Genomic DNA, 13,059 nt, shown 5'->3' on the forward strand with positions numbered 1-13,059 from the left:
GCTGAAAAGGCAAAACAGGAAGCCGAGGCCAAGGTAAAGGCTGAAGCCGAAAAGGTTAAGGAAATTACTGAAGCGGATCTTTATTCTGAAGAACTTGATAAGCTCTTCCCTCTGCCTGCAAAGGTTTCTGTTTCCGGAAACAGAAAAGCGGTGGATATGAGGGCATCTGACGGAGTTCTGAAGGTTAAGAGCGGTATGGGACTTGAGTATATCGGCAGCAAATCAGCTTCAAGAATAGCAGGTATTTCCAAGTATCAGGCTGCCGTAGCCATTTACAGACGCAACTCAAAGATGTTCAGTAACAAGGCTCCGGTATATCCGTTCCAGGGAATGACTCTGGTTATCCCGACAAAGGAACAGATGGCTCTTGAAAAAGACAGCACCTATTTCGACATTCTGATGAGAGGTGAAGGTGTCATAAGTGTCGATCGTCTTCCTAAACTCAATCCTTCTGGAGAACTCTCCGAAAAGGAACGTCAGGAACTTGAGTCTCAGTACAATCAGAAGCTTCAGAAGGTTCTGGATGAGAGAAGAGCCTACCTGCAGGCTAAATAAATTCATGACGGTCTGATAAAGACGTGTCCGTATGGCCTCTGCTTCTGCAGAGGTCTTTTTTATGTGAAATTTGCGGCGGAAGTATTACGGTCTGTGAGTTTTTTTTCTGATTCATTCAAAGAGCCGAAGACTGAAATCAGGCAGTTTACATATATGTCAGGAACCTGATGAATGACTGTTATGCTGTTCAATAAAACGTCAATATACTTAAATTTAGAGAGTAAAGTTTCATATTTGACACATAAAAGGAGCGATAAATATAAAAAAACACTGATTAATGGTATATTTCAGGCTAGTGTGCAGGTCTGTGGCCTGCGGAATTTAGAAGAATAATAATGAACATTTTTATATTCCTGTCCGGTGCATGCAAGGATAAGTTAAGAGTGGATTTTATTCATAGGCTTGTACGGTTCAAGGATATAGGGACCCCAGATGTATATTAAGCAGGTTTTATTTTCCGTATGTCTGGTTGCAGGTGCAACCGGTTCTGCTGTTTTTGCATTTGATGACAGCATGATGGATAACGTGGTTAACTATGAAGTAGAGATAATCCATACTCCGTCAGCACAGCAGGATAAAAGTAATGATGACTCGATTGTTATCGGTTCTTCCACATACAAAGAAAACAGTTCTTCAGAGAAGAACACTGCAAAGCAGACTGCTCAGGGAACCGGTGTTCAGACATCCGGCGGTGACGATGAATGGGAAACTGATGCAGGAACGTCAGTAACCGCAAAGACTCCGGCAAAGCAGGAGACTTCCGGCAGCGAATCATCATCAGAAAGCAGGGATCTGGGGCTCGGCTGTTCAAAGCCTGAACCTCTGCCTGACGTTACCGTTGATACTCCGAAGATTCAGCGAATTGATCTGACTGCCGTATCTTCAACCTATACTATTGTCAAAGGCGATACCGTAGGCAGACTGGTGACATCTCTGATGCCTCAGGGTGCTTCAGTTACCTCAAATCAGCTTCTCGCCGCCATTATGCGTGCCAATCCGAAGTCCTTCAACAAAGGTAATATTCAGGTGGGCGGCAGGCTCGATATTCCTTCCGTTGAGCGTATCGCTCTCGAATCCGACAGCGTAGGCAGGGACATCATGTCCCGTATTTCCTCAGGAAAGATGCAGGAATACACACTTCCTCCTCTGAAACTTCCGTGGGAAGAGGAAGAAGCCAGAATAACCAGACAGAAATCAGACAAGGCCAAAAGAGATCAGCTGGAAAAGAAACAGCAGGATGATTACACTGCCTGTCTCGAAGCCGTAAAGCGCAAAAAGGAAGAGGCTGAACAGAAGAAGGCCAGGGAAATTGAAGAAGCCCGTCTGGCGGCTGAAAGAAAAGCCCGTGAAGAATGGGAAATGGAAAACACCGAAGCGGATCTGGGCAGTGATGATTTCATGATTCAGGATCCTGAAGAAGCCAAACCTAAAAAGGAAGAAGAGAAGGTTGTTCTTAATGAGCAGGGCAAGAGGGTAATTGTTCTCAAGCAGAACAAAGAAAATGACGATAAGGCGGCCTCAGAATCTTCATCAGGCGGCAGGGTGTCCGGTGCCAATATTGTTTTCAACGGCAGGGATCTCTATGCCCGTGATTCCACCGGTCATACCGTAAGAAATCAGAGCGGCGACGGTGCAGGTTCCGCCGAGCTTGAAAAGGTGAGAAAGGAACTTGCCGAAGCCCAGAACGTGAATCAGGCGCTTCTTGACGAAAAGATTCGTCAGACTGAAAAGATTTCCCGTCTGGAGGAACAGTTTGAAGGTCTGTCATCAAAACTCGACAACATTGCCCAGATGCAGTCAATCCAGATTTCAGGTGCTGCTGAAGCCCGTGAGGAACGCGAACAGCAGCTGAACCGTGAAAAGGAGGAAAGCGGCAGTTCATGGCTGTGGTGGGTTCTCGGGATTCTTGGTGCGACAGGCGTGTACGGAGTGCTGATTGTTCCGAAGATTAGAAGCAACAGAGCTCTTCGCGAGAAAATTGAAGCTTCAGTTTACGGCAGGATGATTATTGATAATCCTCTGGTAAGAAAGATTCAGGAACTGAAGGTTAAGCTGCGTTCTGCCTTAAAGAGCTTCCTGGAGGCTTCAGAACAGCGCGAACAGGAAATCGGCGAGCGTATTGCCCGGGAAGAAAAGGAAAAGGCCATTCAGGAAGAAATCGAAGCCAGAAAGGGCTCCGTTCTTGCGATGGGGAAGGCCGGTGCGGAAGAGGCTTCGGCAGCACAGACTGAAGTCGATGCTCCGAAACCGGAAGCTCCTGAAGCGGTTCCTGAGAGTGTTCCGGAAAAGGAAGAATATCAGCCTACCAGCATGGTTATTGAAATTGAATCCGAACCGGTGGTACCGATGGAATTTACCGAAGAGGAGCAGCTCGAGATTCCGCCTTCAACCAGTCACAGTGATGATATAGTTGAATCTACTGAGAATCCTGAACCGAAGACGGTGGATTAATCAGAAATTATCAGGGTCAGATGTCGTGACGGCATCTGACCTTTTGTATGAAGCCGGAACGGAAAAGCCGGTTTTTTGATTTTATGCGTATTACCAGGCTCTGCGTTTCCGGCGGAGCCGTTGAACCGAATTAAGGTTAAAAATGCTTAAGTTTATTCACTGTAATGACAGTTCTTCATCTGAACTTGATAAGTACCGCAGTTCAGAAAATACTTATTATGTGTGTCCGTCATTCATTGATCTTCAGGTTAACGGATACGGCGGCATATCACTGGACCATGACGTCGGTGTTACCGCGGAAAAGCTTGAACACATCAGCAGGTCTCTTAAGGATTCCGGATGCGCGGTGTTCGTGCCGACCTTGATTACATCCCCTTATGAACGTTTAAAAAGCTCTCTAGAGGAAACTTCCGCCTTTATGCGCAGTCATCCCGGGGCAGTTCCCGGACTTCATATAGAAGGTCCTTTTATCAGCATGGCCAAAAAGGGGATTCATAACGAGTCTTACATCAGAAAGCTTGAAGGAAGGGATCTCGAACTTCTGCTTTCCCATGCCGATGCCGTTGCCTACGTGACTCTGGATCCTGAAGCCATAACGGAGGATAATCTTCGCCTGCTGACGTCTGCGGGCATAAAGGTGTCTTTAGGTCATACTTCCGCAGATTATGATACCGCCTGCCGTTTTATCGCAAACGGCGCCACTCTGGGAACTCATCTCTACAATGCCATGACCATGGCGGGTAACGGCCGAACTCCGAAGGCCGCCGAGGCTATTCTTAATTCAGATTCCGTATACTGCGGCGTTATCGGTGACGGCATCCATGTTCATTACGGTCTCGTAAGGCTGGCTCATAAAATGCTGGGGGAAAGATTTGTGCTGGTAACGGACTGCCTTGCAGCCGCCGGAACTGATCCTCATGTCTTTAAGGAATTCATTTTCGCGGAAAAAAAGATATTCAACGATCCTGAAAAAGGCTGCATAGATGCCGGCGGTACTCTGGGCGGTTCCCGTCTTACCATGGCAGAAGGCGTCAGAAACCTGATTCTTCATGCAGGTTTTTCCGTTGACGATGCGGTTTTTGCGGCTGCGGTGGCTCCGGCAAGAGCCCTCGGCATAGCGGTACCTGAGTCACTCAATATTCTGGATGGCGATTATCGTCTCGTCGGTACCGTCAGCGCTTAACAGATAAAAACCGGGTCCAAACATTTTTCTGAACCCGGTTCTGTTTAAGACCGTACGGCATTAATCATCGAAAAATGATTGCAGTTTTTTCAGAAAATCACTTTAATCAGTCCGGAAAAGCCTTTGGTTCCATATTCATGGATACCAGAGACCAGGTGTCCTTCCCGTTCCATACATACGGTTTAATGACAGCTTTCACATTGATGTTGTCATCTGCATCCTCTTCACTGTCAGGATAATACGATGAGCCTTTTACCAGTATGGTGCCGTCCTCCTGTCTGTCTGCGCTGACAACCTTAACGGCAGGATGCTGCTCTCCGTCAGCTGCCGGAATACAGTAAGTGTATCCGTCATAGACAATATAGTCGCCGTGCCCCTGATGAGCGCTGAAATCATAATCGAGATATTTTTTTTACCGTCTTTTCAACGTTTTTCGGATCAAGATGCGCAAAGTAGTTTCCGTCTGTTTTTTCCTTTCCGCATGAATTTTTCAGCGTAAAGCTTCTGAAGTTATTGATCCAGTTGTGGCACAGAGCGAAATTCACCATTTCATCAGGTTTATCTATAAATTCCCGTCTGGATATGGTTGTGTAGTTGCATTCGGTGAAATTTGAAAGGAATATTCCCATTTTCCTCATCTGTTCAGCGGAGAATTCTCCGGCGGTTGCATCAGAGGGGGACATGCCGTATACCAGAGTCCCGATAAGAATAAGAGAGGATAAAAATAATCTGTCAGTGTTTGTTTTCATGCTGGTTATCCCGTTTTTAAACGTACTGTTTTTCACCGGCGCATTGCAGGCTCATGATTAACAGGTCTGTAATGCTGTGTATTCCTGAAGACAGTCTGTTCTTCTGCTGTCCTGATGTCTTTTCATCCGCCTGATACCGGAACCTGAAGAAAAACTGTCGGCTCAGGAAAAAGCATCTCCGGTTTTCAGGAATATGAACCTTCAGAGAGCATCCGGTCTTTCTTCATGCATCAGACGGCATATGTAAATAAGGCCTTAGCCGAAATATCCGTTTATGTACGGATTTTCCCTCTTTTCCTCACCGATGGTTGATTCTCCGCCGTGGCCGGGAAGAACCCTGGTTTCGTCAGGAAGGATCATCAGCTTGTTCCTTATTGAACTGATTAACTGTTCAGGATCTCCCTTAGGAAAATCCGATCTGCCTACTGAACCAGCAAAAAGCACGTCACCGGAGAGCAGAATACCGCTTTCCTTAAAGTAGAAACATACCTGTCCCGGAGTATGTCCCGGGCAGTGAAGCACCAGAATCTTTTCTCCGATATCCGGAATATCCAGTACTTCTCCGTCTTCCAGATAACGGTGAGGAGTAAGAGGAGGGCGGCTTTCAAGTCCGAACATTGAAGCCTGCATGTCCAGATTGTGCAGCCAGTATTCATCATCCCTGTGAGGTCCGAGGATTTCCACATTAAGGAGCCGGGCAAGTTCCATGGCCCCGCCGCAGTGATCTAGGTGACCGTGTGTCAGAATAATCGCCTTAACCTTAAGATGATACTTCTCAGTAAGCCGGTAGAGTTCTCTGGCGTTATCACCGGGATCGCAGATCACGGTGCTGCCGTTTTCCTGATTTATAAGGAATCGGCAGTTTTCCTGAAAGGCTCCAACCGGAATGGTAATGTAGGTTAACATCTGATCCTCCTGATGTTACTGTTATCTGAATAAACAGCCGAAAATCATTTCCGGCCGTGTGTGAGGTGCTATCTGACTCTTACCACCAGTCCTTTAAGGTAGAGAGCTTCCGGATAAGGCAGGGCAACCGGATGGTCGCTTGCCTGAGTCAGAAATTCCACAATCTGTCCTTCCCGTCCTGCATCCAGAAGGGCGTCAGCCACGACTTTCTGGAACAGATCCGGAGACATGTGACCGGAGCAGGAGTAGGTCATCAGATATCCGCCCGGATTCAGAATTGAGGCGGCAATCATGTTGATGTCCTTGTAGCCGCGGCACGCCTTTTCAAGCTGCGACCTGCTTTCGGCAAACTTGGGCGGATCGAGAACAATCACGTCGTAGGTGTGTCCGAGCTTCTTTTCCTTGCGCAGAAAACTGAATACGTCTTCACGGATGAATTTTACTCTGCCCGGATCAAGATGATTGAGTACGATATTCTTTTTGGCTATGTCCAGTGCTCTCTGGGATACATCCACATTGGCTACGCTTCTGGCTCTGCCCTTTAAGGCGTATAAGGAAAAACCGCCGGTGTATGAGAAGCAGTTGAGAACTGATTTGCCGCAGCAGTATTTGGCCAGGGCCGCACGGTTGTCACGCTGGTCAAGATAGTAGCCTGTTTTGTGACCTTCAGGAATGTTCACCAGAATCTGCATGCCGCCGTTTTCGGTAATGGCTAGCTCTTCAGGCGGTTCTTCGCCGTGGATGACGCCCTTGCGCGGTTCCAGACCTTCCTTTGATCTGACGTCAACGTCGGATCTTTCGTATATGCTGTATTCCGGATAGAGTTCTCTCAGGGCACTGACGATATCCTTAAGATGATATTCAGCACCGGCACTCAGTACTTCAAGAACCAGAAAGCTGTTGTAGCGGTCGATAATAAGTCCAGGAAGACCGTCGGATTCCGCGTCAACCAGTCTGCAGGCGGACATTCCGGTTTCCTTCAGCATGAGCTCTCTCGCCTTTGCGGCTTCAGAGATTCTTGCAACAAAGAAGGAGTGGTCTACGGACTGTTCTCTGTCAAAGGTCCACACGCGGGCTCTTATCTGTGAGTTTGGTGAATATGACCCCGTGGCGAGATAGGTGCCGTCAGATGACAGAATTTCAATGTCTGCACCGTTCTGCGGGGCGTTTCTGATTTCCTTTACCGCTTTGGAAAAAATCCATGGATGGCGTCTTTTAAGAGATTTTTCTCTACCTTCGTGAAGAATAAGCTGTGAAGTCATGTTTCTGCTGCTCTTAACTGTGATAATCATGAATTACGTATTAATAGCCGTATTTTATAATGAGCAGTGTTTTTTCGCTATAAATAATGGATAACGTACTAAAAAATGCCGCCGGTCTGTGTTTTTTACGGAGATTTTCATGATAAAAGCAGTCAGAATGCATACTGAATGAGGTGAATTTTGTGATGAATCCTGGTTTTTTCGGCTTTTTGTCACCATTCGGCATATAAATACTTACAATTTGTAACAAATTGAAACACAAACATATGTGTTCTTTGAGTACAATAATAAGTAGAGATAAGCTGACCGGCGTTTTTAATGGGTACGCCCATCAGATTCAGCATATCTGACCTCCTTAACAGAGGAGGGTACTGAATCGGAGTGCAGACGGACATCCGGTCATCATCCTTTATGACCTGTATGTTTAACAGAACCGTCTTAGCTACAGATAAGCAGATTAAAAAAATAAAAGAGGATTAATATTATGAAAAGTTTAAGTGTATCTCTCATGGCAGTGGCTGCAGTGCTCTGTCTGTCACTTTCAGGATGCGTGGTTTCACCTGACTACTATTACGATGATTACGGTAATGAGATTCATCACCACCATCACCCGGATCATCCGGACCATCCGCATCATCCGGATCACCCTGATCATCCGCATCATCCTGACCATCACCATAATGATAACCATAATCATAATCATAATCATAATGGTAACCATGTTTCAAGAAGATAACGCCGAACAGGGTATTGGTATCATCGGTTAGCAGAAAACGGAGGCGAAAATGAAAATACTGTCTGTTGCTTCAGCTACTCTGTCAGTGCTTCTGGCCACAGGATGTGTACTTGTCGATGATGGATACGGCTATGGCTATGAAACATCTGAAACGGTATATTATGAGGAAAGTTATTATACTCCGGGTAATACGGTCATCTATCATGATGTTTATGTGCCTAATCCTCCCGTATATATAGCTCCGCCTCCTCCTCCGCCTCATCATCACGGCCCCGGCCTGCATGAAAGACCGGGACACCATCCGGGCGGTCCCGGCGGGCATCATCCGGGCGGTCCCGGCGGTAACCACGGTCCGGGTGGACATCATCCCGGCGGTAACCACGGTCCGGGGGGACATCATCCCGGCGGTAACCACGGTCCAGGAGGTCATCATCCCGGCGGTAACCACGGTCCAGGAGGTCATCATCCGGGCGGCCCAGGCGGTAACCACGGTCCAGGAGGTCATCATCCGGGCGGCCCAGGCGGTAACCATGGTCCCGGAGGTCATCATCCGGGCGGTTCCGGCTTTAATCCGGGACCCGGCGGCCATGGCGGCGGAGGAATGCATTGTCGTTAAAAGTTAGTGTGTAAAACACGTTGTCCAACAAAAAGCTCTTACATGTATGTTTGTAAGGGCTTTTAAGTTTAAAATTTGATTATTGTCACTTTTTTGTTCATTCTGAAGTACTGAATTGTCTCACAAATGTTTTTTTTAAATACAATCCTTATTACAAAAAAAATTTATAAGGAAAATGATTATGAAAAAATATTTTGCTGAATTTTTCGGTACTTTCTGGCTGGTATTCGGCGGATGCGGTACCGCTTTGTTTGCATGTGGTCTTGAAAAGGTCGGCGTAGGTTACGTCGGTGTTTCTCTTGCCTTCGGTTTAACCGTTCTGACCATGGCCTATGCCGTAGGTCACATCAGCGGCGGTCATTTCAACCCTGCAGTTACTCTCGGTCTGGTTGCGGGCGGTCGTTTCAAGTTCGGTCAGGCTGTTCAGTACATTGTTTCTCAGGTGCTGGGCGGTATTGCTGCAGCTGCATGTCTCTATCTGATTTTCAAGGGCGTTGACGGTGCCGTTGTAGGCGGTTTCGCTTCAAACGGCTACGGTGAACATTCTCCTGAACACTACAGCTTCCTTGCCTGTGCCGTTACAGAAGTTCTGTTAACTGCCTTCTTCCTTATCATCATCCACGGTGCTACCGACAAGAGAGTTCCTGTAGGTTTTGCTCCAGTCGCCATCGGTTTGGGTCTTACTCTGATTCACCTGATTTCAATTCCAGTAACCAACACTTCTGTAAATCCTGCAAGAAGTATTGCCGTTGCTCTTTTTGCCGAACCATGGGCTCTTGAGCAGGTATGGTTCTTCATTGTATTCCCAGTCATCGGCGGTGTTCTCGGCGGTCTGGTATACAGATATCTTCTTGAATCAAAGAACTGATTTTTCTGAAAGAAGGTAATCCGGTTTTCCCTTCTGTTTTAAAGGGAAAACATTTCAGATACAAAAAAACCTCGCAGTAGAGTGACCCCCGAAAGTTGAACAAAACTTCGGGGGTTTTCTGTTTTTAAGATATTCATCAAAAGGAATGTTCCTGATGAAATCCGGTCAGGTATGCATTAGAACCTGTTCCTTGCTGTTATATTTTCATCAGACTGTCTGAAGTGAGAAAGTTCAGAGTGAATGATAAATTTTAGTTTTGTCCAAAAATGATAAAAAAATTTGCGTATGATATAACTAATGTGTATGTGTTAATCATTTTAAATATATAAAAGCAAAGTTCTGTTTCGTTATTCAAAATGGTAATATATTATATGGATATGTCTGATGTAAGGATTGGTTTATATGAAAATTCAAGCAGTTGAAATCGACGGATTTAAGAATCTGTCGAATATAAAAATTAGATTTAATAACATTACTGCGCTTGTTGCGCTTAATAATTTTGGAAAGTCTAATGTTTTATCCGCAATTGACTTTGGGATAAGTTTTATTAAATCAAGCGTAGAAGAAAAGCAACTCATGATGGCGAATTCAAGTCTTGTTCCCATGAATTCGGCTATGCTGGGGCGTAACTTTAAATATGAGATGGAAATTTCAACTGAAATTGATTCTCAGGAGTATCTTGTTAAGTATGGATTTGAATTTAATTGGAAAGATTCTGTCGACAAAGAACCCAAAATTGTTGGCGAGTATCTGAAAGTTAAATTGAATAGTAAAGGTCAGAAATTTACACAACTTATCAGTCGTTCGGATATTGGCGCGTTATACAGAAGTTCTGAAACAGGCAGATGCGCATCAAAAATCAATGTGGAACCAACTGAGCTCGTTGCTAATAAGTTAAAAGCTTTTGATGATTTATATTATTTCGAGATTATAAGAAAACTAAATAACATGAAGATTTATATGGAAAATAATCTTGACGCAAAAGCTTTTTATCAGCCTGATCCTATCATAAGGAAGGGGCTGGAAAATGAGATGATAAATGCAGAAAATCTGCCACGCATTATTTATAATCTAAAAACTAAATATTCAAGCAAATTTAATCTGCTTAAAGATGTCTATACTCAATTGTTTCCGGATATTGATGATGTAATCGTTAAGCAAATTCCCATAGATGGAACGATGGATAAACCAATTCCAGATGATGTTCCTTTTGTTTTTTCTAAATTTATTTATGTTTTGTTGGTTAAGGATTGTAATTTATCAGGTTCAATAAATTTTGCGTCCATGTCTGATGGTGCAAAGAGAGTATTTATTATTCTTACGAAAATAATAGTCTCCAGCTTAAGCAATGTGTCTCTGATAGCCATTGAGGAACCTGAAAATTCTGTTCATCCAGGACTTTTTCAAGCATACATTAGAATTATTTATCAATTGCTGGATGAATGTAAAGTTATTATTACCAGTCATTCACCTTATATCGTTAGCTATTTAGATCCTGCCTGGATACATGTTGGTATGAATAAAACACCCGGGGTGGCTGAATTCTTTTCATTTAAGAGCAGTGGTCAAAAGATGCTTAAAAAAGATGCAAGCCAATTTAATATGAGTATGGGAGATTACTTGTTCTCACTTCTTTCTGATACCGATGGTTGCATAAAAGATTATTTGGAGTTTGGCTGTGAAGAATAAATGCCTTGTACTGTTTGTTGAAGGTGAAACAGAAATGGAATTCTTAAGGCTGTAATTACTTTTGCCAGAGATAAGCTTGAAAACAAAAAATTTGATACGAAAATAGAATGCAGGAATGTCTGTGGAGTCGGTGGATTTAAGAATATTGCACGAAGAAAATTTGAAAAGGAAATAATTCGTAAGCACGGAAAGAGTTGTGAATATACCGTAGTACTATGCAGTGATACCGACGTATTCGAATTAGAACAAAAAACACCCGTGATCTGGAACGATGTCAAAAAAGATTTGCTCTCTGCTGGTGCGCATTCTGTGATTTTAGTTAGAGCTCAAAAATCAATTGAGGATTGGTTTTTATATGATTCTGACAATATTATGTCATTTTTGAAATTAAATAAAAATGAAAAAATAACGGGTAGCAATGGTTATGACAAATTACAGCGTTTATATAGAAAGGCCAACAAAGTCTATTACAAAGGCATGAAAAGTAATGGAATGATTAATATACTTAATATTGAAAAAATATCATTAGCTGTTAAAGATCAGTTATCGCCATTGTATAAGGCCCCGGGTGTAAATATGTAAAATTATTGGTTTCGTAAATAAATTTTTCGTTTACCGTGTATCTCATGCAATTAAAAGATTTTCCTTAACGTTGTGTAACCACTGTAAGATAATTGATGGAGAAGCATCCGTACCGTACTATATCGATGGTATAATGTTTACCGACGGTCCGGACAATCCTCCCGGGAAGAAGACGGCTTCAATGTTATAAATGCGGACTTTACAATTGTGCCGTTTGATTCTGCAGGCGACCTTAAAAAGTTGTTAGAATCTAATTATAATAATTTTATCGTGCTAAGAGTTAAGTGTCTTCCTCGTTTCATATGACGGACAAAATAACAAATTGGCCGGCTGACATCAGTGAACAGCCGGGGATTTGTTGTAGAAATGACAGTACCGGATAAACCTGAAAGCAGAAATCAAAAATATAAACTCAAACAATAACTTGATCGGTGGTGACCGATTATGTAACCTGCCAAGATAGCAATCAAGTACTTCAGAGTTCTTTTTAAAGAACTCAGTACTGTCCGTAACGTATCCCGTTACTTTTTTTTAAATTTGGAAACTGATGTTATTAAAGGATAATAAAGTGAACGAAATCATTAAAGCCATAAAAGAAAGAAGAAGTATCCGTAGTTTCAAAAGCGATCCTGTGCCTCATGATCTTGTGTCTCAGATTGCCGAGGCCGGTCTTTATGCCGCAAGTTCGAGAGGAAAGCAGGCAACGGTTATTGTGGCTGTCACGGAGAAGAACCTCCGCGACAGACTGTCTTCTGTCAACTGCAGTATCGGAGGATGGAAAGAGGATTTCGATCCGTTTTACGGGGCTCCGGCCGTGCTGATAGTTCTGGGACTTAAGGAAAATGCCAATCACGTGTATGACGGCAGTCTGGTCATGGGCAACATGATGCTGGCCGCTCACTCTCTGGGACTTGGCAGCTGCTGGATTCACAGAGCCAGAGAAGAATTTGAAATGCCTGAATTCAGAGCTCTCTTAAAGGAGCTCGGAGTGTCTGAAGAGTATGTCGGGATAGGTCACTGTGCTGTTGGATATATTGACGGAGAACTGCCTCCCGCCCCGGAAAGAAAAGCAAACCGTCTTTTCTTTGTGGAGTAGCTTTTAATCCTGCAGCATGCTGAATGCATCGTAATGTAATTATAAAAATAAATATTATATATATACAGCTCACAATTACAAAAATTAAAACAGATATTAATCCAGTTATGTTAAATAAATAAGAGACTTAACATTGGCAGGACGTTCATATATGAAAATTTAACAATAACAGGATTGGAGAATTTCATGATGTATATAATTGATCATTCCAATGGTCAAAAAATTTTGGTTCTTCTCGGAATTGTTGGGAATGTAGATATTGAAGAAGGGGCAAAAGTATTCTAGTATTAAGTGACCAAACTAAAACAAATAGAGATACTTTATGCCCCTTCAGACGTATGATACACAGATAAACTCAGTTTGCCA

General features: G+C 43.7%; 13 protein-coding genes. 10 read left to right on the forward strand and 3 right to left on the reverse strand.

The window, feature by feature from the left end:
* The 3 genes from BMY80_RS06990 to nagA form a co-directional block, all read left to right on the forward strand.
* Positions 1 to 555, forward strand: a 555-nt coding sequence (locus BMY80_RS06990) for a hypothetical protein (RefSeq protein WP_177178521.1), incomplete at its 5' end; no start/stop codon positions are given.
* Positions 556 to 987: 432 nt separating this feature from the next.
* Complete coding sequence (locus BMY80_RS06995; protein ID WP_093142289.1) at positions 988 to 3,006, forward strand: type IV pilus assembly protein FimV; 2,019 nt, start codon at positions 988 to 990, stop codon at positions 3,004 to 3,006.
* 142 nt (positions 3,007 to 3,148) lie between these two features.
* Positions 3,149 to 4,189, forward strand: a complete 1,041-nt coding sequence (gene nagA / locus BMY80_RS07000; protein WP_093142292.1) for an N-acetylglucosamine-6-phosphate deacetylase — start codon at positions 3,149 to 3,151, stop codon at positions 4,187 to 4,189.
* Between the two features lie 392 nt (positions 4,190 to 4,581).
* Here nagA and BMY80_RS07005 read toward each other — a convergent pair whose 3' ends face one another.
* The 3 genes from BMY80_RS07005 to BMY80_RS07015 form a co-directional block, all read right to left on the reverse strand.
* Positions 4,582 to 4,938 (reverse strand): hypothetical protein, encoded by a 357-nt coding sequence (locus tag BMY80_RS07005; protein WP_093142294.1) that lies wholly within the window; start codon positions 4,936 to 4,938, stop codon positions 4,582 to 4,584.
* A gap of 255 nt (positions 4,939 to 5,193) precedes the next feature.
* A complete protein-coding gene (locus tag BMY80_RS07010) occupies positions 5,194 to 5,844 on the reverse strand; it encodes an MBL fold metallo-hydrolase (protein WP_031580419.1) in 651 nt (216 codons plus the stop codon).
* A gap of 68 nt (positions 5,845 to 5,912) precedes the next feature.
* The gene (locus BMY80_RS07015) at positions 5,913 to 7,106 is read right to left on the reverse strand and encodes a class I SAM-dependent rRNA methyltransferase (protein ID WP_093142308.1); all 1,194 of its coding nucleotides are present in this window, start codon (positions 7,104 to 7,106) and stop codon (positions 5,913 to 5,915) included.
* A gap of 484 nt (positions 7,107 to 7,590) precedes the next feature.
* On the opposite strand from BMY80_RS07015, the gene BMY80_RS12100 reads away from it, so the two are divergent.
* The 7 genes from BMY80_RS12100 (at position 7,591) to BMY80_RS07045 (ending at position 12,693) form a co-directional block, all read left to right on the forward strand.
* On the forward strand, positions 7,591 to 7,842 hold the full coding sequence (locus BMY80_RS12100) for a hypothetical protein (protein ID WP_143066482.1): 252 nt from the start codon (positions 7,591 to 7,593) through the stop codon (positions 7,840 to 7,842).
* Between the two features lie 49 nt (positions 7,843 to 7,891).
* On the forward strand, positions 7,892 to 8,458 hold the full coding sequence (locus BMY80_RS07025; protein ID WP_177178522.1) for a hypothetical protein: 567 nt from the start codon (positions 7,892 to 7,894) through the stop codon (positions 8,456 to 8,458).
* A 181-nt stretch (positions 8,459 to 8,639) separates the two neighbouring features.
* Positions 8,640 to 9,326, forward strand: coding sequence for an aquaporin Z (gene aqpZ / locus BMY80_RS07030; protein WP_093142299.1), 687 nt, complete (start codon positions 8,640 to 8,642; stop codon positions 9,324 to 9,326).
* 402 nt (positions 9,327 to 9,728) lie between these two features.
* Positions 9,729 to 11,015, forward strand: a complete 1,287-nt coding sequence (locus BMY80_RS07035; protein ID WP_093142302.1) for an AAA family ATPase — start codon at positions 9,729 to 9,731, stop codon at positions 11,013 to 11,015.
* A gap of 258 nt (positions 11,016 to 11,273) precedes the next feature.
* A complete protein-coding gene (locus tag BMY80_RS12420; RefSeq protein ID WP_218140335.1) occupies positions 11,274 to 11,597 on the forward strand; it encodes a hypothetical protein in 324 nt (107 codons plus the stop codon).
* A 339-nt stretch (positions 11,598 to 11,936) separates the two neighbouring features.
* Entirely contained in the window at positions 11,937 to 12,020 is an 84-nt protein-coding gene (locus BMY80_RS12805) for a Fic family protein (RefSeq protein WP_425441295.1), read from the forward strand.
* 145 nt (positions 12,021 to 12,165) lie between these two features.
* The gene (locus BMY80_RS07045) at positions 12,166 to 12,693 is read left to right on the forward strand and encodes a nitroreductase (RefSeq protein ID WP_093142303.1); all 528 of its coding nucleotides are present in this window, start codon (positions 12,166 to 12,168) and stop codon (positions 12,691 to 12,693) included.
* Positions 12,694 to 13,059 lie beyond the last annotated feature (366 nt).

It is taken from the genome of Ruminobacter amylophilus (assembly GCF_900115655.1).
Classification (GTDB): domain Bacteria; phylum Pseudomonadota; class Gammaproteobacteria; order Enterobacterales; family Succinivibrionaceae; genus Ruminobacter; species Ruminobacter amylophilus.

Bases quoted from the DNA above. Each gene is read 5' to 3' on its own strand.
- nagA (WP_093142292.1), top strand. From the start codon at position 3,149: ATGCTTAAGTTTATTCACTGTAATGACAGTTCTTCATCTGAACTTGAT.
- BMY80_RS07025 (WP_177178522.1), top strand. From the start codon at position 7,892: ATGAAAATACTGTCTGTTGCTTCAGCTACTCTGTCAGTGCTTCTGGCC.
- BMY80_RS12100 (WP_143066482.1), top strand. From the start codon at position 7,591: ATGAAAAGTTTAAGTGTATCTCTCATGGCAGTGGCTGCAGTGCTCTGT.
- BMY80_RS06995 (WP_093142289.1), top strand. From the start codon at position 988: ATGTATATTAAGCAGGTTTTATTTTCCGTATGTCTGGTTGCAGGTGCA.
- BMY80_RS07035 (WP_093142302.1), top strand. From the start codon at position 9,729: ATGAAAATTCAAGCAGTTGAAATCGACGGATTTAAGAATCTGTCGAAT.
- BMY80_RS07015 (WP_093142308.1), bottom strand. From the start codon at position 7,106: ATGACTTCACAGCTTATTCTTCACGAAGGTAGAGAAAAATCTCTTAAA.
- aqpZ (WP_093142299.1), top strand. From the start codon at position 8,640: ATGAAAAAATATTTTGCTGAATTTTTCGGTACTTTCTGGCTGGTATTC.
- BMY80_RS07005 (WP_093142294.1), bottom strand. From the start codon at position 4,938: ATGAAAACAAACACTGACAGATTATTTTTATCCTCTCTTATTCTTATC.
- BMY80_RS07010 (WP_031580419.1), bottom strand. From the start codon at position 5,844: ATGTTAACCTACATTACCATTCCGGTTGGAGCCTTTCAGGAAAACTGC.